This window comes from Klebsiella sp. 1SOBk10mer (genome assembly GCF_046602535.1).
In the GTDB taxonomy this organism is placed as follows: Bacteria; Pseudomonadota; Gammaproteobacteria; order Enterobacterales; family Enterobacteriaceae; genus Klebsiella; species Klebsiella quasipneumoniae.
Window position 1 is genome coordinate 82468 of record NZ_JBKIUP010000005.1, and the last position, 21866, is coordinate 104333.

The following is a 21866-nucleotide window of genomic DNA, read 5'->3' on the forward strand; positions in this document are numbered from 1 at the left end:
GAGTCTTGTTGTGCTGATTATAGAATCCGTGCTGCTGCTGCGTCAGCATATCCGCCGTCTGCGTCAGGAAGGCAAGCGTATCGCGCTGGTCCCGACGATGGGCAACCTGCATGATGGTCATATGAAGCTGGTTGATGAAGCCAAAGCCAGCGCGGACGTGGTGGTGGTCAGTATTTTCGTCAATCCGATGCAGTTTGACCGCGCCGATGACCTGGCGCGCTACCCGCGCACCCTACAGGATGATTGTGAAAAGCTGAACAAGCGTCATGTCGATTTTGTCTTCGCGCCGACGCCGGCGGAAGTCTACCCGCAGGGCACCGAAGGCCAGACCTACGTCGACGTCCCCGGCCTGTCCACCATGCTGGAAGGCGCCAGCCGCCCGGGCCATTTCCGCGGCGTATCGACCATCGTCAGTAAGCTGTTTAACCTGGTTCAGCCTGACGTCGCTTGCTTTGGCGAGAAAGACTTCCAGCAGCTGGCGCTGATCCGCAAGATGGTTGCCGACATGGGCTACGATATCGATATTATCGGCGTGCCGATCGTCCGCGCGAAGGATGGCCTGGCGCTAAGCTCGCGTAACGGCTACCTGACCGCCGACCAGCGCAAAATCGCTCCCGGCCTGTATAAAGTGCTGAGCGCGGTGGCGGAAAAACTGGCCGCCGGCGACCGTCAGCTCGACGAGATCATCGCTATCGCCGAACAGGAGCTGAACGAGAAAGGTTTCCGCGCCGACGACATTCAGATCCGCGATGCCGACACCCTGCTTGAACTGACCGACGCCAGCCAGCGCGCGGTCATCCTGATGGCCGCCTGGCTCGGTCAGGCCCGCCTGATCGACAACCAGATCGTCACGCTCGGTCAGTAGACAGCGGGTAAAAATCGGGCAATACTTGCCCGGGCTTTTCTCAGGGCGGACGTCGTGTCCGCTCTGCTACATTAAGGTTGAAGGGTAGAAGTTATGATGCGTAATATGCTGCAGGGCAAGCTCCACCGCGTAAAAGTGACGCAGGCTGACCTGCACTATGAAGGGTCCTGCGCCATTGACCAGGACTTCCTGGATGCGGCCGGTATTCTGGAGAATGAAACCATTCACCTCTGGAACGTCACCAACGGCAACCGTTTCTCCACCTACGCCATTGCCGCCGAGCGAGGCTCCAGAATCATCTCCGTTAACGGCGCCGCCGCGCACTGCGCCAGCGTCGGCGATATCCTGATCATCGCCAGCTTCGTCACCATGTCTGACGAAGAGGCGCGCCGCTGGCAGCCCAACATCGCCTACTTCGAAGGCGACAACGAAATGAAGCGCCAGGCAAAAGCGATTCCGGTGCAGGTCGCCTGATGACCACGGCGCCGCACTCAGGTGCAGCGCCGAAGTTTACCCCTGCGGCTGGTTACTGATCAGCCGCGACATCGTCTCCAGCGAATCCGTGCGTAAGATATATAACCGCTTTAGCAGAAACGGATTGTCCCCCGGCTTCACCTTCCCACGCACCGTCGTCACCGCCATATGAAACCCGGCGTCATTCGCCGCCTGCACCGCCGTGGCGTTATAGCCGCCGAAGGGATAGGAAAGGTAGAGCACATGTGGATTAAACTGGCTCAGCGCCCGACGCGAGCGGGCAAAATCAAACAGAATATTATGGTAGTTGCGGCTGAATAAGATCGGCCGCCGGCTGGCGTCCACCCGGTGGAGAAAGTGGGTATGCGACTGAATGTCAAAGACGTCCTGGATCTGCCGGAGCTCAGAAATGCTCATGAACTGCAGCGATTTCGGATCCCATTGCTGCGGATGACGCTTAATACGCGATGAAATAATAAAGGCGGTGGCGTGGAAGCCATACTGTTTCAGCACCGGATAGGCGTAGCGATTTACCGATTTCAAGCCGTCATCGAAGGTGATGGCGACTGCCCGCGCCGGAAGGTTGATTTTATTGCGCACGTAGCCTTCCAGCTGATAGAGGGTCAGCGTGGTATAACCCTGATCCCGCAGCCAGGTCATCTGGTTATTAAAGGCGCGTACCGAGGTGGTGGTCGAGGTATGGCGGAAACGGGTGTTCTCTTCGTCACGCAGAATATGGTGATAGGTCAGCACGGGGATCCCGTTATCCTCCTGCGCATCCAGACTGCTGACCCACGCCAGCCGGTCGCCAATGCGGATCTGAAACCAGGTCTGATTGAGCCGGTCCTTCAGCTTGCTGAGGATCGGATAGCGCAGATTATTGGCCAGCGTGCCGAACGGCGCGCTGCTCACTGAGGGAGCGTCATAGAGCGGCGTATCTTTCCAGGTGAGTAAATTCTGATTACTCAGCGGCTTATTGAGATCCCCAAGACGGTCCTCCACCCGCTGCTTACCCTGCACTGGCTCCAGATGGCCCTTGTCAATAAACCCGGTGCCGAAGCCGAAGCGAAACTCATAGTAATCAGCCGCCGTCGGGACAACCGCGAGGATTTGCCCGGCACGCACATTGCCGACGCTGACCACATGGTTCCCCACCTGCGCCCAGATAACCGCGTCTTCGGTGGTTTGCATATAGCGCACAGGCTTGCCCTGCTGGCTAAGCAGACTGGCGGAGACGCTGAGTGAGGTCAGTAAAAGAAGCAGAGTAAAAAATCGGGCAAGCATGCGCATCGAACCGGTAAACCATCAACGGCGGTTATTGTAACAAAAGCGGCATCTGTCCCGCTGCTTAATTTCCAAAGGTATCATGACGCAACCGGAACGGGGGGTTCTTCTGCTGCTGATGCCACAGGCTGCTCACCATCGGACCGCCCGCGCTGACGATAGCCTGGCGAAACGCCTCGCTGCTTAACGTATTCCGCAGCAGATACATTCGCTCAAGTAATGAATAGCTGACGCCGGAGATCACTTCGCAGTGGGTATGTTTGTGGCTCATCAGCGCCGCGGCCCGATAAGGCGCCGCGCCGGTTCTGTCGGTAAGGAAAATGACCCCGTCCCCGGAGTCGGTGGCATGCAGCGCATCGCACATCATCCGGCTCAACATATTGCTGCTGAGATTGCGCCAGTAATTGACCGCCCGGCACTGGGCCAGTGGACCAAATTTTTGTTCAAGACGATCCAGCATCTCCTGCGCCAGCTCATCGTGGCAGGTAATGACCCAACCAAGCATGCTTCCCTCCTTAGCCAGCCAACAATGTAGCAAGGGGAAGATGGCGTATCGGTGATGGCGGTCAAAGATAAGCGGTTAGCGCTTCGCGTATTGGCGTCCGGAAGCGCTAACCGTGATGAGTATCAGCTACGCAGGCCGCGGCCGCGCTGGATTAACGACCAGCAGAGGAGATAGAAGGCGACGATGAAGACCACCAGCACCGCAAAGGTGGTCACCAGCGGCACATCGTTGATACCGAGGAAGCCGAAGCGGAAACCGCTGATCATGTAGACGATGGGGTTCAGATGCGACAGCCCCTGCCAGAACGGCGGCAGCAGGGTCAGCGAGTAGAACACCCCGCCGAGATAGGTCAGCGGCGTCAGCACAAAGGTCGGGATCAGGCTGATGTCATCGAAGGTCTTGGCAAACACCGCGTTCAGCAGCCCGGCCAGCGAGAACAGCACCGCGGTAAGGAGCAGCGTCAGGGCGACAAACAGCCAGGAGTGAACCTGGAACGGCACAAAGAACAGCGACACCGCGGTCACCAGGATGCCCACGCACAGCCCGCGCGCCACCCCGCCGCCCACATAGCCGGCGATAATCACGTGCGTCGGCACCGGTGCCACCAGCAGCTCCTCAATGTTGCGCTGAAACTTGGCGCTGAAGAACGACGAGGCGACGTTGGCGTAAGCGTTGGTGATCACCGCCATCATGATCAGGCCCGGCACGATAAACTGCATATAGGTAAAGCCATGCATCTCGCCGATGCGCGAGCCGATCAGGTTGCCGAAAATCACGAAGTACAGGGTCATGGTAATCACCGGCGGCACCAGCGTCTGCACCCAGATGCGCATAAAACGGTGGATCTCTTTGGTCCAGATGCTTTTCAGCGCGACCCAATAAAGCTGCATCATGCTGACTCTCCTTTTCGCTCATGCACCAGGGTGACAAACAGCTCTTCCAGACGGTTGGCTTTGTTACGCATACTCAGTACCTGCACCCCCTGGGCGCTCAGCTGCGCGAAGACGCTGTTAATCCCCTGCTCGCGCAGGACCTCCACTTCCAGCGTCGAGGTATCGACCAGCTGATACTGGTAGCCCTCGAGCTTCGGCACCGGGCTTTTTGGCGCGAGGTCGAGAATAAAGGTCTCTGACTTCAGCTTCGACAGCAGCGCTTTCATCGAGGTGTTTTCCACCAGCGTACCGTGCTGGATGATGCCGATGTTGCGGCACAGCATTTCGGCCTCTTCGAGATAGTGGGTGGTCAGAATAATGGTGGTTCCGCGATCGTTGAGATCCTTGAGGAAGCCCCACATCGAGCGGCGGAGTTCGATATCGACGCCGGCGGTCGGCTCGTCGAGGATCAGCAGCTTCGGCTCATGCATCAACGCGCGAGCGATCATCAGGCGGCGCTTCATCCCGCCGGAGAGCATCCGCGCGCGTTCGCTGCGTTTTTCCCATAGATCGAGCTGTTTTAAGTACTTTTCGCTGCGGGCGATGGCTTCTTTACGCTCAACGCCGTAGTAGCCCGCCTGGTTAACGACGATCTGCTGCACGGTCTCGAACGGGTTAAAGTTAAACTCCTGCGGCACCAGGCCAAGCTGGCGCTTGGCGTTGACGACATCTTTCTCCAGATCGTAGCCAAAGACATTGACCTGACCGGAGGTTTTGTTCACCAGCGAGCTGATGATGCCGATCGTCGTGGATTTTCCCGCCCCGTTCGGGCCCAGCAGGGCATAGAAATCCCCCGCTTCAACCTGCAGATCGATTCCCCGCAGTGCCTGAACCCCGCCGGGGTAGGTTTTTTTGAGCTGTTTTAATTCCAGAGCAATGGTCATTAAATATCTCTTCTCGTGTCATGACACGTCATTAACCCGCCTGACTGACGTTTGCGCTGTACTCGCGCGGCCAGCGCATCTGCAGCCTGAAGTATCACGGGTTAAGATGGTTTTAAAAAAGGTGAGCTTACCCTATATTAGCGCAACGCACTTACTTGGTTACAGGCCGATAACGTCCATGAATGATATAGATACACTCATCAGCAACAATGCACTATGGTCAAAAATGCTGGTGGAAGAGGACCCCGGCTTTTTTGAGAAACTGTCGCAAACGCAGAAACCGCGCTTCCTGTGGATTGGCTGTTCTGACAGCCGCGTTCCCGCTGAGCGACTCACCGGCCTGGAGCCAGGCGAACTGTTTGTGCATCGTAACGTGGCGAATCTGGTGATCCACACCGACCTCAATTGCCTGTCGGTGGTGCAGTATGCCGTCGATGTCCTTGAAGTTGAGCACATCATTATCTGCGGCCACTACGGCTGCGGCGGCGTGCAGGCGGCGGTGGAGAACCCAGAGCTGGGGCTCATCGACAACTGGCTGCTGCATATCCGCGATATCTGGTTTAAACACAGCTCGCTGCTGGGAGAAATGCCGGAGGAGCGCCGTCTGGATACTCTTTGTGAACTGAACGTGATGGAGCAGGTATACAACCTGGGACATTCGACGATTATGCAATCGGCGTGGAAGCGCGGACAGAAAGTCACCATCCACGGCTGGGCATACGGCATTCACGACGGACTGCTGCGCGATCTGGATGTGACCGCCGTGAGCCGGGAAACCCTCGAACAGCGCTATCGCCACGGGATCTCCAACCTCAAGATCAAGCACATCAACCACAAATAGCCTTCAGACTTAGCCACTCAGGCGCGAGCGGCGCGCGCCTGAGTGGAATATCCCCTTACTCGTCCAGCAGGGTGACTTTGCCGATATACGGCAGATGGCGGTAGCGCTGAGCGTAGTCGATACCGTAGCCCACCACGAACTCGTCCGGAATGGCGAAACCGACGAACTCAACCGGGACATTCACTTCACGGCGGCTTGGTTTATCCAGCAGCGTACAAATGGCCAGCGACTTCGGCTCGCGCAGGCTGAGGATCTCACGCACTTTAGACAGGGTATTGCCGGAGTCGATGATGTCTTCCACGATCAGTACGTCTTTACCACGGATGTCTTCGTCCAGATCTTTGAGGATTTTCACATCACGGGTGGTGGACATGCCGCTGCCGTAGCTCGAGGCGGTCATAAAATCGACTTCATGCGGCACCTGCACTTCACGGCACAGGTCGGCCATGAACATAAACGAGCCGCGCAGCAGCCCCACCAGCACCATTTCGCTGCCGCTGTCCTGATAATGTTCGTTGATTTGACGACCCAGTTCCGCGATGCGCGCTTTGATCTCGGATTCCGGGATCATCACTTCTACAGTATGTTTCATAAGACTAACCATTTGATTCTAAATATAAATCATCAAAGCCGCTGCTTTCGCCCCGACGATGACCGGCAAGCCATCCAGTATACCAGCAAAAAGAAATCTGCGGTGCAGGGATTAATAAAGCCATATTTGTGATTCCGATCACACTTGTTAAATCCTATAATTAATTGCAGTTAAAAAATTAACAAACACATGAGTAACTTTCTATGGCTGAAACAAAGTCTCAACAATCAAGGCTCCTGGTGACGCTGACTGCGCTATTTGCAGCGTTCTGCGGCCTCTATCTTTTAATCGGCGGAGCATGGCTGGTCGTGCTTGGCGGCTCCTGGTACTACCCCATCGCCGGTCTGGTGATGCTGGGCGTGACCGTGATGCTGCTGCGCGGCAAGCGCGCTGCGCTGTGGCTGTACGCCGCGCTGCTGCTGGCGACCATGATCTGGGGCGTCTGGGAAGTCGGCTTCGACTTCTGGGCGCTGACGCCACGTAGCGACATCCTCGTCTTCTTTGGTATCTGGCTGATCCTGCCTTTTGTCTGGCGTCGTCTGCCGGTGCCTTCCGCTGGCGCCGTAGGCGCGCTGGTCGTCGCCCTGCTGATCAGCGGCGGCATGCTGACCTGGGCTGGTTTTAACGACCCGCAGGAGATCAACGGCACCCTGAGCGCCGACGCCACCCCGGCCGCGCCGATCTCCACCGTTGCCGACGGCGACTGGCCGGCCTATGGCCGCAACCAGGAAGGTCAGCGCTTCTCCCCGCTGAAGCAGATTAACGCCGACAACGTGAAGAACCTGAAGGAAGCCTGGGTGTTCCGCACCGGCGACCTGAAACAGCCGAACGATCCGGGTGAAATCACTAACGAAGTGACACCGATTAAAGTCGGCGACACGCTCTTCCTGTGTACCGCCCATCAGCGCCTGTTCGCGCTTGACGCCTCCACCGGTAAAGAGAAATGGCATTTTGACCCGCAGCTGAACGCCGACCCGTCATTCCAGCACGTCACCTGCCGCGGTGTCTCGTATCACGAAGCGAAAGCGGATAACGCCCCTGCTGACGTCGTGGCCGACTGTCCGCGCCGCATTATCCTGCCGGTGAACGATGGTCGCCTGTTCGCAGTAAACGCCGACAACGGTAAGCTGTGCGAAACCTTTGCCAACAAAGGTATTCTCAACCTGCAGACCAACATGCCAGTGACCACGCCGGGCATGTATGAACCCACTTCCCCGCCGATTATCACCGATAAGACCATCGTGATTGCCGGCGCAGTCACCGATAACTTCTCTACCCGTGAGCCGTCAGGCGTGATCCGCGGTTTTGATGTGAATACCGGGAAACTGCTGTGGGCCTTCGATCCAGGCGCGAAAGATCCGAACGCCATCCCAAGCGATGAGCATCACTTCACGCTCAACTCACCGAACTCCTGGGCGCCTGCCGCCTACGACGCCAAACTGGATCTGGTCTATCTGCCGATGGGCGTGACCACTCCGGATATCTGGGGCGGCAACCGCACGCCGGAGCAAGAGCGCTATGCCAGCTCGATTGTCGCGCTGAACGCCACCACCGGTAAACTGGCCTGGAGCTACCAGACCGTCCACCACGACCTGTGGGATATGGACATGCCTTCTCAGCCGACGCTGGCTGACATTGAAGTCAATGGCAAAACCGTGCCGGTCATCTATGCTCCGGCGAAAACCGGCAACATCTTCGTGCTGGATCGTCGTAACGGCGAGCTGGTGGTCCCGGCTCCGGAAAAACCGGTCCCGCAGGGCGCCGCCAAAGGCGATTATGTGGCCAAAACTCAGCCCTTCTCCGATCTGAGCTTCCGTCCGAAGAAAGATCTGACCGGCGCGGACATGTGGGGCGCCACCATGTTCGACCAGCTGGTGTGCCGCGTGATTTTCCACCAGATGCGCTATGAAGGTATCTTTACCCCGCCGTCTGAGCAGGGCACCCTTGTCTTCCCGGGTAACCTGGGGATGTTTGAATGGGGCGGCATCTCCGTCGATCCGAACCGTCAGGTGGCTATCGCCAACCCAATGGCGCTGCCGTTCGTCTCTAAACTGATCCCACGCGGCCCGGGCAACCCAATGGAACCGCCGAAAGATGCGAAAGGCTCAGGCACCGAGTCCGGCGTGCAGCCGCAGTACGGTGTCCCTTACGGCGTCACCCTGAACCCGTTCCTGTCGCCGTTCGGCCTGCCGTGCAAACAGCCGGCATGGGGCTATATCTCCGCGCTGGATCTAAAAACCAACGAAGTGGTATGGAAAAAACGTATCGGTACTCCGCAGGATAGCCTGCCGTTCCCGATGCCGGTTAAACTGCCGTTCACCATGGGTATGCCGATGCTGGGTGGGCCAATCTCCACGGCGGGTAACGTCCTGTTCATCGGCGCGACCGCGGATAACTACCTGCGCGCGTACAATATGAGCAATGGTGAGAAACTGTGGGAAGCCCGTCTGCCAGCCGGCGGCCAGGCGACTCCGATGACTTACGAAGTGAATGGCAAACAGTATGTTGTCATCTCTGCCGGCGGTCACGGCTCGTTCGGCACAAAAATGGGCGATTATATCGTCGCCTATGCGCTCCCGGATGAGGCGAAATAAAACGCAAAACGGCAACGAAAGTTGCCGTTTTTTTTGTCTTGATCCCCTATTTCCACGCGCCAGGGCTATACCGCCCTAAACCGTGAACCCCAACATCATCCCGGTGTCTTCATGTTCCAGCAGGTGGCAGTGGGCCATATAGGCAAACTCCTTCGGCGCCGGATGATCAAACTTCACTAATACTTCACTCACGTCCCCTTCCACACGAACGGTGTCTTTCCAGCCGCTACGATGCGCCGCTGGCGGCTTGCCGTTTTCGCTAAGGATGCGGAACTGGGTGCCGTGAATGTGGAACGGATGCAGCATCATGTCGCCCTTGCCGGAGATGACCCAGCGTTCATACTCTCCTCTGGCGGCGGCAAACATCGGCACATTCATGTCGAAGGCTTTGCCGTTGATGCGGTTGGCGTTATGGAAATCAAACCCCTTAGCCGACGACATACCATGATTCATGCCGGACCTGTGGTTCATGTTGCTCATGTCGCCGTGGTGCATACTCCCCATGTCGCCCATCCCGCCGTGCCCCATCATGCCGTGATCCATTCCGGCCATCGCCTGATCGCCATATTTCTCCATCAGCGCCTGCATGCCCATCCTGTCAAGCATCGGATCCATCGACAGCTGGAGCTGACGCTGCGTCAGCCCCGTCAGGGACGGTAGCGCCGGCAGAGCGGCCAGGGTATCCAGCAGCTTACCGGAGGCAGGAATAACCAGCGGCTGGACGCGCAGTACCGGCTGTGGTTTATCGAAAGGCGCAATGGCCATGCCCATCTGGCTCACCGGCAGGGTCACCAGATCAAAAGGTTTACCGTCGCTGGTGTCCACCAGCACCTCAAAACGCTCCCCCATCAAGACCGGCAGTTCATTGACCTTCACCGGCTCCGCCAGCAGACCGCCGTCGCTGGCCACCACGTACAGCGGGCGCTTATCACTGGTCGCAAAATTGAGGGAACGGGCATTACAGCCGTTCAGCAAGCGCAGACGTAGCCAGCCGCGCGGGGCGGCATGTTCAGGATAGAGAGCGCCATTGGTCAACAGCGTATCGCCAAACCAGCCGACGGCGGCGCTCATGACATCCAGCTGATAATCAATTTCGCCAGCGGCGGTAAACTTCTTGTCCTGTACGATAACCGGTACATCATCGATTCCCCACTGCTTCGGCAACAGCAGGCGTCCGCTCTCTTCATCCTCGATCAGCACCAGCCCCGCCAGCCCCATCGCCACCTGCCGACCGGTGGTCCCGTGCTGATGGGGGTGAAACCAGCAGGTGGCCGCCCGTTGCGTTGGCGAGAAGCTCACCGTCCGAGTGGAGCCCGGGGCGATAACCCCCTGCGGTCCCCCGTCGACCTCGCCCGGGACCTCCAGACCATGCCAGTGCAGCGTGGTCTCTTCTGCCAGCTGGTTAGTAATGTCCACCGTGATGGTCTTCCCCTGCGTCAGCTGCAGCGCGGGCCCCAGCAGCGAGCCGTTATACCCCCATGTGGTGGCGTTCATCCCGCCAAATTGCGTTTTGCCCGCCTGGATGGTCAGCTCGATACGGTTGCGCGCATCGGCCGTCAACAGCGACGGTACCGGCAGGGCCGGGCGACTGGCTGCAAAGACCGCACGGCTCCAAAGCGGTAACGCGCTGGCCATGCTGACCGCGGCGGTCAGTTTGAGGAAGTCTCGACGTTGCATATTCACATCCTTTTATTCTGCGGGCGAATATTTGAGCTTAAACCCTACCGTAACGGGAAGGTCAAGCAGAAGAGTGAGAATAAAGATCGGCGCTGTGTAAAGAAGTATGCTAATTTGAAGCGTCGGTGATCTAACGGTAGAAAAAATGAAGACGCTTTTCAGAACAATGGTACTCGGCAGCCTGCTTACTCTCTCCGCCAACAGCTACGCGCTCAGCGAATCCGAAGCGGAAGACATGGCTGATTTAACCGCGGTTTTTGTGTTTCTGAAAAACGACTGTGGCTACCAGAACCTGCCCAACACGCAGATCCGTCGCGCCCTGGTGTTCTTTGCCCAGCAGAACCAATGGGACCTGAGCAACTACGACAGCTACAACATGAAAGCGCTTGGCGAAGACAGCTATCGCGATCTCAGCGGCATTAACCTTCCGACGGCGAAAAAATGTAAAGCGCTGGCCCGCGATTCACTTAGCCTGCTGGCTTACGTCAAATAATTTCCCGCGCGGGCGGCAACGCGCCGCGCTTTTCCCCTCCTCACCCGCCTCTAATATTTACCATTATTATTTTATATAAAATAAACCTTATATATATCGCAATACATAAATCCAATAAATAAATTAAACCCGCACTAACAGCCTTTCCAGAAAAAAACAATAAAATATCCCTAATGATATATTGCAAAATAAAAAACAGCCTTTTAGAATCCGTTGAAAATATATCTACTTCATGGACTGAAATTGTGAATATCTCGCTGACTCTTCGTATTATTCCACTCGCCGCTATGTTATTAGCCGGCTGTAGCAATACCGCCTCTCGCCAGCAGGTAAAACCGCTCACCACTCCGCTAACGTCACAGCAGCAGGCAGAACAGGAGCGCGCGGCTAGCGAACAAGCGCGTATTGAATCCTGCCGACAGGCGCTGGACTCGCTAAAAGAGGTTAACCCACAGCAGGCAACCAAACTTAGCAATGACTTCAATGCCTTAGTGCGTGCGGCATCACAATACAACAGCGTGCGCGAGAAAGTGGCGGATCCCACCCGGCTTGGCATTGACTCCATGTATCAGTTTAAATCCATCAAACTATGCGCCGATATCCAGAAAACGCTGATCGATAGCCTGGTACAGCGGGGTGAAAGCAAACAGCCATGAACAGAGCCGCCACGCTGACCCTCAACGCGCCCCTGCTGATGCTCGTCGCGGCGCTGGCGCTTTCAACACCGTTCTTCGCCGGCGCCGCGCCGGCGTTTCTTGACTACGCCCAGCAGCAAACCCAGGCGCATGAAAAAAGCGATACTGCAACCGCAAAGCAAACGTCAGGCGGTCGTCAAAATGCGGATAATAAAAAAAAGACGCCTAATACCGCACAATTGCAAAAAAGAATCGCCAGCCAGCAGGCGACCATTGAGCAAAAAGATAAAACTATTCAGCAATTAAAAAAACAGCTTGCTAACACTCCGGCCACCGAAACCTCCATCGCGAATGAGCAAGCGGCATTAAATAACAAAATAAAAGAATTACAGGTCGCCTTAACCGCCGCCACCGCGAAAAATGAGGCGTTAATAAAAAAAGAAAGCACAGCCCAGAATTCTATTCTGCAGCAAAGTCAGGCCGCCGCGCTGCAGCAGATCCAACAATTAACGTCACAGCTTCAGCAAGCCGAAGCTGAAAATAAACGGCTCAGCGCCATCCTCACCGCTCTGAATACGGATAAACAGACGCTCGCTACCCGGTTGGCCGCGATGGAAAAAGCGCAGCAGGCCGCTCCTGACCACGCAAAAGCCCTCGCCGCCGACAAGCAGTCGTTAACCACCCGGCTGGCCGTGATGGAAAAAGAGAAGCAGACCGCTCTCGACCAGGTCAAAGCCCTTAACGCCGATAAGCAGTCGCTGACAAACCGGCTCGCCGCGGCAGAGAAGACGCAGCAGACCGCCCTCGAGCAAGTCAAAGCCCTTAACGCCGATAAGCAGTCGCTGACAAACCGACTCGCCGCGGCAGAGAAGACGCAGCAGACCGCCCTCGACCAGGTCAAAGCCCTTAACGCCGATAAGCAGTCGCTGGCTAACCGGCTCGCCGCGGCAGAGAAGACGCAGCAGACCGCCCTCGACCAGGTTAAAGCCCTTAACGCCGATAAGCAGTCGCTGACAAACCGGCTCGCCGCGGCAGAGAAGACGCAGCAGACCACCCTCGACCAGGTTAAAACCCTTAACGCCGATAAGCAGTCGCTGGCTAACCGGCTCGCCGCGGCAGAGAAGACGCAGCAGACCGCTCTTGATCAGGTCAAAGCCCTTAATGCCGATAAGCAGTCGCTGGTTAACCGGCTCGCCGCGGCGGAAAAAGCGCCATCGAGCCGCGCCGATGCCGCCGTGGCGGCAAAAGATGAGCCCCCCGAGATGGCGGCCATAGTGGCGGCCTATCGCCTGCAGGCGGACAAAGATAACGCCCAGCTGCGGATGAAAGAGGATGAAATCCAGCTGCTGCGGACGCAGCTGACGGTCCCGCCGAGAAATACCACCGGCAAAACCGCCGCCAAACTCAGCGCGCCAGGTGAACAGCAGGCTTACGCCATCGGCGCCTCGATGGGTACAGAGGCGCTTAATGTCCTCACGACTCGTCGCACTCAGGGGGTTAACGTCGACGCTGGCCTGGTGCTGCAGGGCATCGAAGATGCTTTCAGCGGCCAGCTTCGCCTCGGCGAACAGGAGCGTAACAAAGCGCTGTTTGACATTTCACAGCAGGTTTTCCAGAACCTGAATAAAATCGAGCAGAAAAACATCAGCGCCGGTCAGAAATACCAGCAGGCGTTTGCGCGCAAAAAAGGTGTGGTCTTCAAAGAGGGCGTCTACAGCCGTATCGATTACCCGGGTAAAGGAAAAATTAGCGGCAACGATCTGGTGACCGTGGTGATCAAAGAGATGCTGACGGACGGAACGGTGATCAATGATATGGAGACGAAAGATCAGGCGCTTACCCAGAAACTGGATGCCTATCCCCCGGTATTTCGCGGCCCGCTGAAGCGCCTGCAGAACCACGGCTCCGTGACGCTGGTCGTCCCGCCCGACAAAGCCTATGGCAGTAAAGGGTTGCCACCGAAGATCCCCCCAGGCGCCACCATGGTCTATTCCGTGCGGATAGTGGATAGCCAACCCGCGCCGGCAAAATAGCCCTGTCTCCCCACCGCCCTCTCCGGGCGGTGCTGTTATTCCTGCCGCATTGCTGCAATAACCGCCGTGCATCCTCATCTATAGTTGTCTATGATGTTGCACTCGTTTTACGGGTGTAACAGATGTTAACGAAGGAGGAGCCTCACCGTGGCCGATAATCCACTGTGGCATGAAACGCTGCATGACCATTTTGGTCAGTACTTTAGCGTTGATAACGTGCTGTACCACGAAAAAACCGATCATCAGGATCTGATCATCTTTGACAACCGCGCCTTTGGCCGGGTGATGGCGCTGGATGGCGTCGTGCAAACCACCGAACGCGATGAGTTTATCTATCACGAAATGATGACCCACGTGCCGCTGCTGGCTCACGGCAACGCCAAGCATGTCCTGATCATCGGCGGCGGCGATGGCGCGATGCTGCGCGAAGTCTCTCGTCATCGCAGCATCGAAAGCATCACCATGGTGGAAATCGACGCCGGGGTGGTCTCATTCTGCCGCCAGTACCTGCCCAACCATAGCGCCGGCGCCTATGACGATCCGCGCTTTACGCTGGTAATTGATGATGGCGTCAATTTTGTTAACCAGACGACGCAAACGTTTGATGTGATCATTTCGGACTGTACCGACCCTATTGGCCCGGGGGAAAGCCTCTTCACCTCGGCTTTTTATGAAGGCTGCAAACGCTGCCTGAATCCGGGAGGGATTTTCGTTGCGCAGAACGGCGTCTGCTTCCTGCAGCAGGATGAAGCGGTCGGTAGCCATCGCAAACTGAGCCACTATTTTCGCGACGTCAGCTTCTACCAGGCGGCGATTCCGACCTATTACGGCGGGATCATGACCTTTGCCTGGGCGAGCGACAACGAGGCGCTGCGCCATCTTTCCAGCGAAATCATTCAGGCGCGCTTTCACAAAGCCAACCTGACCTGCCGTTACTACAATCCGGCAATCCATACGGCGGCCTTCGCCTTACCACAATATCTGCATGATGCTCTGTCCGCACCGTGAAGCGAAATAAGGGGGTGAACTAAATTGAAAAAATTGAAGCTGCACGGCTTTAACAACCTGACCAAAAGCCTGAGTTTTTGTATCTACGATATCTGTTACGCCAAAACGGCAGAAGAGCGCGACGGCTACATCGCCTATATCGACGAACTTTATAATGCCAATCGCCTGACAGAGATCCTGAGCGAAACCTGCTCTATTATTGGCGCTAATATCCTGAATATCGCCCGCCAGGATTATGAACCCCAGGGCGCCAGCGTGACCATTCTGGTAAGCGAAGAGCCCGTCGACCCGCGGCTTATCGACCAGACCGAACACCCCGGCCCGCTGCCTGAAACCGTGGTCGCCCATCTCGATAAAAGCCATATCTGCGTGCATACCTATCCGGAGAGCCACCCGGAAGGCGGCCTGTGCACCTTCCGCGCCGATATCGAAGTCTCTACCTGCGGGGTTATTTCACCGCTCAAAGCGCTGAACTATCTGATCCACCAGCTGGAATCGGACATTGTGACCATTGACTACCGCGTGCGCGGCTTTACCCGCGACATCAATGGGATGAAGCATTTTATCGATCATGAAATCAACTCAATTCAGAACTTTATGTCTGACGATATGAAGTCGCTGTATGACATGGTCGACGTCAACGTTTATCAGGAAAATATCTTCCATACCAAAATGTTGCTTAAGGAGTTCGACCTTAAGCATTACATGTTCCATACCCGACCGGAAGAGTTGACCGCTGAAGAGCGCAAGGTCATTACCGACCTGCTGTGGAAAGAGATGCGCGAGATTTACTACGGCCGCAATATTCCTGCCGTGTAATGCCTCAAATGCCCGGCGGCGATTTTGCGCGCCGGGCCTGGGTTCTGCGCCGGCGGGAAGCGGGGGAAAGGTACTCGTCGCGACCCGGAGATGTGCCCTGCGCACGCGACGCTTAGCCGGGCTACGGTTTTCCGCAGCCCGGCGCAAAACGAGTCATCAACGCTGCTGCATAAACTCACGATAGGCGGCAACCACCTGCAGGAAATCCTCAACACCACACAGAGAGAGGCTTTCTTCGTCGTAGTAGCTCATCCCCTCCTCGATTTCGTCGCCGGAAAATTCCAGCTGATTGGCGCGGATCATCACCTCTTCGCCATCCAGCCACAGCGTATATTCATGTCCGGCACGCTGCCAGGAACGTTCACTGCCTTTCACGGTGCGCGCAGCCTGCTCCACTTCGTCAAGCAGAGCAAGATTGTCTTTCACCTCCTCGTTGAACCAGTGGCCAATCGCCTCGTGATCCATCGACATTCGCACCTTTACCACTCCGGTAATATCGCGCAGAAATTCGTAGTCCATCGTCTTTTCCTCTGCAAGGGCAATGCGTCACCGCTGCACTGTACCCATGGAGTAATTATCGCAGCAGACCGAAAGAAAAAAAGCGTAACAGGCAGGAGGTTTGGAAATAAAAATGCCCGGTGATGCAATGTTCACCGGGCATTGGGGAGTTTGTAGCCAAACGGTCAGCCAGGCTGACCGATTGGTTTTACACCGCGGTCTGGAAGATCACGCCGTCAGCTTTTTCAGTGTACTGATCCAGCTGGTTGAAGTTCAGATAGCGATAGGTATCTTCCGCTGTCTTATCCACCTGCGCCACGAAGGTCTGGTACTCTTCCGGCGTCGGCAGTTTACCAAGCAGAGAAGCCACCGCTGCCAGCTCGGCAGAGGCCAGATAGACGTTAGCGCCGGTACCTAAACGGTTCGGGAAGTTACGGGTAGAGGTGGAAACCACCGTCGCGCCGTCGGCGACGCGCGCCTGGTTACCCATACACAGGGAACAGCCAGGGATTTCGATACGCGCCCCGCTCTTACCAAATACGCTGTAGTAACCTTCTTCGGTCAGCTGCGCGGCGTCCATACGGGTTGGCGGCGCCACCCACAGGCGAGTCGGCAACTGGCCTTTGTAGCTGTCCAGCAGCTTACCGGCGGCACGGAAGTGGCCGATGTTGGTCATGCAGGAGCCGATGAACACTTCGTCGATTTTCTCGCCCTGTACGTCAGACAGCAGGCGGGCATCGTCCGGATCGTTCGGCGCGCACAGAATCGGCTCTTTGATATCCGCCAAATCGATGTCGATCACTGCCGCGTATTCCGCGTCAGCATCGGCTTCCAGCAGCTGCGGATCCGCCAGCCATTTCTCCATGCCCTGGATACGACGCTCCAGGGTACGGCGGTCGCCGTAGCCTTCGGCGATCATCCACTTCAGCAGGACGATGTTGGAGTTCAGATACTCAACGATCGGCTCTTTGTTCAGCTTGATGGTGCAACCTGCAGCAGAACGTTCAGCGGAGGCATCGGTCAGCTCGAACGCCTGCTCCACTTTCAGATCCGGCAGACCTTCAATCTCAAGGATGCGGCCAGAGAAGATGTTTTTCTTACCTTTCTTCTCAACGGTCAGCAGGCCCTGCTTGATGGCGTACAGCGGGATCGCGTGGACCAGGTCGCGCAGCGTAATCCCCGGCTGCATTTTACCTTTGAAACGCACCAGCACCGATTCCGGCATATCCAGCGGCATCACGCCGGTCGCGGCGGCGAAGGCCACCAGACCAGAGCCCGCCGGGAAGGAGATACCGATGGGGAAACGGGTGTGGGAGTCGCCGCCGGTGCCCACGGTATCCGGCAGCAGCATGCGGTTCAGCCAGGAGTGGATCACGCCATCGCCCGGACGCAGCGAGACGCCGCCGCGGTTCATAATGAAGTCCGGCAGAGTATGATGCGTGGTGACGTCAACCGGCTTCGGATAGGCCGCAGTGTGGCAGAAGGACTGCATCACCAGGTCAGCGGAGAAGCCCAGGCACGCCAGGTCTTTCAGTTCATCACGGGTCATTGGACCGGTGGTGTCCTGAGAACCGACGGAGGTCATTTTCGGCTCGCAGTAGGCGCCCGGGCGGATACCGGCAACGCCGCAGGCGCGGCCAACCATTTTCTGCGCCAGAGAGAAGCCGCGGGTGCTTTCCGCCACGTCTTTCGCCTGACGGAAGACATCGCTGTGCGGCAGACCCAGCGCTTCACGCGCTTTGGTGGTCAGGCCGCGACCGATGATCAGCGGGATACGGCCGCCGGCACGGACTTCGTCGATCAGCACATCGGTTTTCAGTTCGAAGCTGGCCAGCAGTTCGTTGGTTTCGTGATTACGCACTTCGCCTTTGAACGGGTAAACGTCGATGACGTCGCCCATGTTCAGGTTTGACACATCCACTTCGATAGGCAGCGCGCCCGCATCTTCCATGGTGTTGAAGAAGATTGGCGCAATTTTGCCGCCCAGGCACAGGCCGCCGCCGCGCTTGTTCGGCACGTTCGGGATATCGTCGCCCATAAACCACAGCACCGAGTTGGTGGCCGATTTACGTGAAGAGCCGGTCCCGACCACGTCGCCAACGTAGGCCAGCGGGTAGCCTTTCTGCTGCAGTGCTTCGATCTGTTTGATCGGGCCAACCACGCCCGGCTGATCCGGTTCAATGCCTTCGCGGGCGTTTTTCAGCATCGCCAGGGCGTGCAGCGGGATATCCGGACGCGACCAGGCATCCGGCGCCGGAGACAGGTCGTCGGTGTTCGTTTCGCCAGTCACCTTGAAAACGGTAACGGTGATTTTTTCTGCCAGCTGCGGGCGGTTCAGGAACCACTCAGCGTCGGCCCAGGATTGCATAACCTGTTTAGCGTGCTCGTTACCCGCTTTCGCTTTCTCTTCCACGTCGTAGAAGTTATCGAACATCAGCAGAGTATGGGACAGCGCTTTCGCGGCAATCGGCGCCAGTTTCGCGTCGTCCAGGGCATCGATCAGCGGGTGGATATTGTAACCACCCTGCATGGTGCCCAGCAGTTCAACGGCTTTTTCAGGGGTAACCAGGGGGGAGGTCGTTTCGCCTTTGGCGATCGCGGCAAGGAATCCAGCTTTAACATAGGCGGCTTCGTCGACGCCCGGCGGTACACGGTTAATCAGCAGGTCTAACAGGAATTCTTCTTCGCCCGCAGGCGGGTTTTTCAGCAGTTCTACCAGCGCGGCCATTTGGGTTGCATCTAAGGGTTTGGCAACAATCCCCATAGCGGCACGCTCAGCTACGTGCTTACGGTATTCTTCTAGCACGACGGTTCTCCTCGCTTCTCATTGTCATAATGCGGCCTACACGTCTTCAATCAATCTGCTTCGGTATTGGCAGTTTGCCGCCTTGACGCATCTTGAAGGATTTAGTGGCTGGGCGATTTTCTTCACGCTCCTGTGAGACAGCAGTTTGTAGGGTAAATGCCCGATACCGCGTCGGCAGCATAGCAGGATTTTTGAAAGGTGTTAATCTGTTTACAAAAAAGCAACATTAAAATTTAGCTGAATCGTTAAGGGCAGGATATTGCAGGCTTTCTGTTCAAATCCCGCGACAAAAATTCCTTTCCGCGTACAACGCCATGGGCCGATCCCAACAATCATCAATAAAAAGCCATACCGCTTACTTATACTCAGCAAACGCGCCGTTTTCGCCGATACTTTAGCGAGATGGGTTACTTTTTGGGTCAGGAGCTTCTATGTCACTGCCGTTCAAACCCCATATTATCACCCTGCTCTGTAGCGCTGGCTTACTCGCGGCGGCGGGAACACTCTATGTGCAAAGCCGTACTCCAGAGACGGTCACTCAGCCAACGGCGCAGCCTGCGCCAGCGCCAACGCCAGCCGCACCCGCCGCCGCGGAGCCGGTGGCCGCCACCTACACCCAGGCGCAGATTGACCAGTGGGTTGCCCCCATCGCGCTCTACCCGGACAGTCTGCTGTCGCAGGTGCTGATGGCTTCCACCTACCCGGACAACGTCATGCAGGCGGTGCAGTGGTCCCAGGATAACCCCACCATGAAAGGGGATCCCGCCGTTCAGGCAGTTGCCAGCCAGCCATGAGATCCCAGCGTCAAATCGCTTGTCGCTTTCCCTGCCCTGCTGGCGATGATGGGCGAGAATCCGCCCTGGGTGGAAAATCTGGGTAATGCGTTTTTGGCCCAGCCGCATGATGTGATGGACTCGGTGCAACGCCTGCGTGCCATCGCCCAGGAGACAGGGACGCTGAAATCTACGCCGCAGCAAAAAGTGATTGTCGCCGCAGCGGCGCCTGTGCCGGCCACCACTTCGAAAAGCAGCACCGTATCAACGTCAAGCACTACCGCGGCGGCGCCTGCGCCAACCCAGGTCATAAAAATAGAACCGACCGATCCGCAGGTGGTCTATGTTCCCAACTACAACCCCTCCACCGTCTATGGTACCTGGCCGAACAGCGCATATCCTCCGGTCTATCTGCCGCCCCCTCCCGGGGAGCAGTTTACCGATAGCTTCGTCAAAGGCTTCGGTTACAGCCTGGGCGTGGCGACCACCTGGGCGCTGTTCAGCAGCATCGACTGGGATGATGATGATGACTACCACCATCACGATGACGACTACCACCGCGGGGATTACTCGCATAATGGCGATAACATCAATATCAATGTGAATAATTTTAACCGCATTACCGGACAAAACTTGCCGGGCGACCACGTAAACTGGCAGCACAATCCCGCCTATCGCGGTCACGTGCCATACCCCGATAATACCGTCGCCCAGCGCTTTCATCAGACCAACGTATCCGGCGGACTGAGCGCGACCCAGCATGCGCCGGTCGATCGTGAGGCGCAGCGCCAGGCGGCGATGACCCAGCTTCAGCAGCGCAGCGCGCCGACCGCCACGGCGGGCAACCTGGCGGCAAACACCGCCTCGCGCGATGCCCAGCGTCAGGCGGCCTCGGCGCAGTTGAAACAAGCCACCCAGCGCAGCAACTACCGCGGTTACGACAGCGAGCCGACATCGACCCAGCAGCGTCGAGACGCGGCGAAAGCGCAGTTGAAAAACCCGACGCCGCAGCAACAGCAGCGTAGGGAAACCATTAAGAGCCGCGAGCAGAATACTACACCGCAGCAGCAACAGCGCCGGCAGCAGCTCCAGTCCGCCACGCCAGCCCAGCGTCAGCAGACGGTCAGTCATCTGCGCGCCAGCGCCCTTAGCGGCAACGAGAGCCGCGCCCCCTCCTGGCAAGCGCAGCAAGAACGGGGACGGCAGAGTCGTCAGTTTTCCAGCGTAAACCGCGAGCAGCGCGACGGCGCCAGAGAGCGTCTTTCTGAACACAATGAACTACGCCGCCGCTGAGGATGAGCAGAATGAGAAACCCATTATCAATTGCCCTGTTCACGTTAATGCTGTCGCCGCTTGCCGCCTTCGCCCAGCAGCAGTATGCCACCCCCGAGCAGGCCGCAAACGCGCTGGCCGAGGCGATCGGCCAGCAAAATGATGCGGCGCTGAGTGAAGTGCTTGGCCATAACTGGCAGCATTTTTTACCCCCCGACGGGATCGACCCCACTGCCGTCGACCGCTTCCAGCGCGACTGGCAGGTGAAACATGTGATTGTGCAGCAGGGTGAAAAAGCCTGGCTCGACGTCGGTAGCGAAGCATGGCGGCTGCCAGTCCCCATCGTCAAAGCATCCCAGGGCTGGCGCTTTGATATGGCCGCTGGCGAAGAAGAGATCCTCACCCGCGCTATCGGCCGTAATGAACTGTCGGCGATAGCCGCCATGCATGCCTACGTTGACGCCCAGCAGGATTACTATCAACTGAACCACCGCTGGGCGCAGAAAATCATCAGTAGCGAAGGCAAAAAAGATGGTCTGTACTGGCCCACCTCGCCGGGCGAAGCGCCAAGTCCGCTTGGGCCAGCCTTTAGCCCGACGGTTCCCGGCAGCGGCTACCATGGCTACCGCTTCCGCATTATCACCGGTAGAGTTGAGCAGAGCGTCGCCTTGCTGGCGTGGCCTGTGGCGTGGGGGGAAACCGGCGTGATGAGCTTTATGATCGATCAGCACGATACGGTTTATCAGGCCAATCTCGGTGAAGAGAGCGCGGCAAAGGCCCAGGCGATAACGCGCTTTGCCCCCGACGCTGACGCCGGCTGGCAGGTGGTCAATCCATAAAAAAACGCCCGGTTACGTATACGCAACCGGGCGTTTTCATTC

General features: G+C 57.2%; 19 protein-coding genes and 1 pseudogene. 11 read left to right on the forward strand and 9 right to left on the reverse strand.

What is annotated here, in order from left to right; translation table 11 throughout:
• The first annotated feature begins 10 nt into the window (after positions 1–10).
• Both panC and panD read left to right on the forward strand, forming a co-directional pair.
• Positions 11–865: a pantoate--beta-alanine ligase gene (gene panC / locus ACLH1I_RS14825; protein WP_004204399.1), complete on the forward strand. Its 855-nt coding sequence runs from the start codon at positions 11–13 to the stop codon at positions 863–865.
• 93 nt (positions 866–958) lie between these two features.
• The gene (gene panD / locus ACLH1I_RS14830) at positions 959–1339 is read left to right on the forward strand and encodes an aspartate 1-decarboxylase (RefSeq protein WP_004204397.1); all 381 of its coding nucleotides are present in this window, start codon (positions 959–961) and stop codon (positions 1337–1339) included.
• Between the two features lie 36 nt (positions 1340–1375).
• Here panD and ACLH1I_RS14835 read toward each other — a convergent pair whose 3' ends face one another.
• The 4 genes from ACLH1I_RS14835 to ACLH1I_RS14850 form a co-directional block, all read right to left on the reverse strand.
• On the reverse strand, positions 1376–2629 hold the full coding sequence (locus ACLH1I_RS14835; RefSeq protein WP_151629161.1) for a polysaccharide deacetylase family protein: 1254 nt from the start codon (positions 2627–2629) through the stop codon (positions 1376–1378).
• A gap of 58 nt (positions 2630–2687) precedes the next feature.
• Positions 2688–3128 carry a PTS sugar transporter subunit IIA gene (locus tag ACLH1I_RS14840; protein WP_004204391.1) on the reverse strand — a complete coding sequence of 147 codons (441 nt, stop codon included), beginning with the start codon at positions 3126–3128 and terminating at the stop codon, positions 2688–2690.
• A gap of 122 nt (positions 3129–3250) precedes the next feature.
• On the reverse strand, positions 3251–4021 hold the full coding sequence (locus ACLH1I_RS14845; protein ID WP_004204389.1) for an ABC transporter permease: 771 nt from the start codon (positions 4019–4021) through the stop codon (positions 3251–3253).
• Positions 4018–4944 (reverse strand): ABC transporter ATP-binding protein, encoded by a 927-nt coding sequence (locus ACLH1I_RS14850; protein ID WP_004204387.1) that lies wholly within the window; start codon positions 4942–4944, stop codon positions 4018–4020. Before ACLH1I_RS14850 ends, ACLH1I_RS14845 begins: the two co-directional genes overlap by 4 nt.
• A gap of 178 nt (positions 4945–5122) precedes the next feature.
• Here ACLH1I_RS14850 and can point away from each other — a divergent pair, with 178 nt between their 5' ends.
• Positions 5123–5785: a carbonate dehydratase gene (gene can, locus ACLH1I_RS14855; RefSeq protein WP_004204385.1), complete on the forward strand. Its 663-nt coding sequence runs from the start codon at positions 5123–5125 to the stop codon at positions 5783–5785.
• A 55-nt stretch (positions 5786–5840) separates the two neighbouring features.
• Here can and hpt read toward each other — a convergent pair whose 3' ends face one another.
• Together hpt and ACLH1I_RS14865 are read right to left on the reverse strand one after the other, a co-directional pair.
• Positions 5841–6377: a hypoxanthine phosphoribosyltransferase gene (gene hpt, locus ACLH1I_RS14860; protein ID WP_004204384.1), complete on the reverse strand. Its 537-nt coding sequence runs from the start codon at positions 6375–6377 to the stop codon at positions 5841–5843.
• A 4-nt stretch (positions 6378–6381) separates the two neighbouring features.
• Positions 6382–6501, reverse strand: coding sequence for a hypothetical protein (locus ACLH1I_RS14865; RefSeq protein WP_032426021.1), 120 nt, complete (start codon positions 6499–6501; stop codon positions 6382–6384).
• Positions 6502–6580: 79 nt separating this feature from the next.
• Here ACLH1I_RS14865 and ACLH1I_RS14870 point away from each other — a divergent pair, with 79 nt between their 5' ends.
• Positions 6581–8971 (forward strand): glucose/quinate/shikimate family membrane-bound PQQ-dependent dehydrogenase, encoded by a 2391-nt coding sequence (locus tag ACLH1I_RS14870; RefSeq protein WP_198079805.1) that lies wholly within the window; start codon positions 6581–6583, stop codon positions 8969–8971.
• Positions 8972–9046: 75 nt separating this feature from the next.
• On the opposite strand, the gene cueO is transcribed toward ACLH1I_RS14870, so the two are convergent.
• Entirely contained in the window at positions 9047–10648 is a 1602-nt protein-coding gene (gene cueO / locus ACLH1I_RS14875) for a multicopper oxidase CueO (RefSeq protein WP_151629158.1), read from the reverse strand.
• Between the two features lie 145 nt (positions 10649–10793).
• Here cueO and ACLH1I_RS14880 point away from each other — a divergent pair, with 145 nt between their 5' ends.
• The 5 genes from ACLH1I_RS14880 (at position 10794) to speD (ending at position 15636) form a co-directional block, all read left to right on the forward strand.
• On the forward strand, positions 10794–11141 hold the full coding sequence (locus tag ACLH1I_RS14880; RefSeq protein ID WP_004204381.1) for a YacC family pilotin-like protein: 348 nt from the start codon (positions 10794–10796) through the stop codon (positions 11139–11141).
• Positions 11142–11386: 245 nt separating this feature from the next.
• Entirely contained in the window at positions 11387–11797 is a 411-nt protein-coding gene (locus ACLH1I_RS14885) for a hypothetical protein (protein WP_004204380.1), read from the forward strand.
• Positions 11798–12471: 674 nt separating this feature from the next.
• Positions 12472–13809 carry an FKBP-type peptidyl-prolyl cis-trans isomerase N-terminal domain-containing protein gene (locus tag ACLH1I_RS14890; protein WP_374405364.1) on the forward strand — a complete coding sequence of 446 codons (1338 nt, stop codon included), beginning with the start codon at positions 12472–12474 and terminating at the stop codon, positions 13807–13809.
• A gap of 147 nt (positions 13810–13956) precedes the next feature.
• Positions 13957–14817, forward strand: a complete 861-nt coding sequence (gene speE / locus ACLH1I_RS14895; RefSeq protein ID WP_004204376.1) for a polyamine aminopropyltransferase — start codon at positions 13957–13959, stop codon at positions 14815–14817.
• A 24-nt stretch (positions 14818–14841) separates the two neighbouring features.
• A complete protein-coding gene (gene speD, locus ACLH1I_RS14900) occupies positions 14842–15636 on the forward strand; it encodes an adenosylmethionine decarboxylase (protein ID WP_004204375.1) in 795 nt (264 codons plus the stop codon).
• Between the two features lie 156 nt (positions 15637–15792).
• Here the strand turns inward: speD and yacL are convergent, their stop codons facing one another.
• A complete protein-coding gene (gene yacL, locus ACLH1I_RS14905; protein ID WP_004204373.1) occupies positions 15793–16155 on the reverse strand; it encodes a protein YacL in 363 nt (120 codons plus the stop codon).
• A gap of 187 nt (positions 16156–16342) precedes the next feature.
• Positions 16343–18940, reverse strand: a complete 2598-nt coding sequence (acnB, locus tag ACLH1I_RS14910) for a bifunctional aconitate hydratase 2/2-methylisocitrate dehydratase (protein ID WP_151629155.1) — start codon at positions 18938–18940, stop codon at positions 16343–16345.
• A 431-nt stretch (positions 18941–19371) separates the two neighbouring features.
• On the opposite strand from acnB, the pseudogene ACLH1I_RS14915 reads away from it, so the two are divergent.
• Both ACLH1I_RS14915 and ACLH1I_RS14920 read left to right on the forward strand, forming a co-directional pair.
• Positions 19372–21006, forward strand: a pseudogene (locus ACLH1I_RS14915) (DUF3300 domain-containing protein).
• Between the two features lie 11 nt (positions 21007–21017).
• Complete coding sequence (locus tag ACLH1I_RS14920) at positions 21018–21824, forward strand: DUF2950 family protein (protein ID WP_151629151.1); 807 nt, start codon at positions 21018–21020, stop codon at positions 21822–21824.
• The last annotated feature ends 42 nt before the right edge of the window (positions 21825–21866 follow it).

What these genes read in the sequence shown, in the direction of transcription:
- panD (WP_004204397.1), top strand. Translation starts at nt 959, where the DNA reads ATGATGCGTAATATGCTGCAGGGCAAGCTCCACCGCGTAAAAGTGACG.
- ACLH1I_RS14835 (WP_151629161.1), bottom strand. Translation starts at nt 2,629, where the DNA reads ATGCGCATGCTTGCCCGATTTTTTACTCTGCTTCTTTTACTGACCTCA.
- ACLH1I_RS14840 (WP_004204391.1), bottom strand. Translation starts at nt 3,128, where the DNA reads ATGCTTGGTTGGGTCATTACCTGCCACGATGAGCTGGCGCAGGAGATG.
- ACLH1I_RS14845 (WP_004204389.1), bottom strand. Translation starts at nt 4,021, where the DNA reads ATGATGCAGCTTTATTGGGTCGCGCTGAAAAGCATCTGGACCAAAGAG.
- ACLH1I_RS14850 (WP_004204387.1), bottom strand. Translation starts at nt 4,944, where the DNA reads ATGACCATTGCTCTGGAATTAAAACAGCTCAAAAAAACCTACCCCGGC.
- can (WP_004204385.1), top strand. Translation starts at nt 5,123, where the DNA reads ATGAATGATATAGATACACTCATCAGCAACAATGCACTATGGTCAAAA.
- hpt (WP_004204384.1), bottom strand. Translation starts at nt 6,377, where the DNA reads ATGAAACATACTGTAGAAGTGATGATCCCGGAATCCGAGATCAAAGCG.
- ACLH1I_RS14865 (WP_032426021.1), bottom strand. Translation starts at nt 6,501, where the DNA reads ATGGCTTTATTAATCCCTGCACCGCAGATTTCTTTTTGCTGGTATACT.
- ACLH1I_RS14870 (WP_198079805.1), top strand. Translation starts at nt 6,581, where the DNA reads ATGGCTGAAACAAAGTCTCAACAATCAAGGCTCCTGGTGACGCTGACT.
- cueO (WP_151629158.1), bottom strand. Translation starts at nt 10,648, where the DNA reads ATGCAACGTCGAGACTTCCTCAAACTGACCGCCGCGGTCAGCATGGCC.
- ACLH1I_RS14880 (WP_004204381.1), top strand. Translation starts at nt 10,794, where the DNA reads ATGAAGACGCTTTTCAGAACAATGGTACTCGGCAGCCTGCTTACTCTC.
- ACLH1I_RS14890 (WP_374405364.1), top strand. Translation starts at nt 12,472, where the DNA reads ATGGAAAAAGAGAAGCAGACCGCTCTCGACCAGGTCAAAGCCCTTAAC.
- yacL (WP_004204373.1), bottom strand. Translation starts at nt 16,155, where the DNA reads ATGGACTACGAATTTCTGCGCGATATTACCGGAGTGGTAAAGGTGCGA.
- ACLH1I_RS14920 (WP_151629151.1), top strand. Translation starts at nt 21,018, where the DNA reads ATGAGAAACCCATTATCAATTGCCCTGTTCACGTTAATGCTGTCGCCG.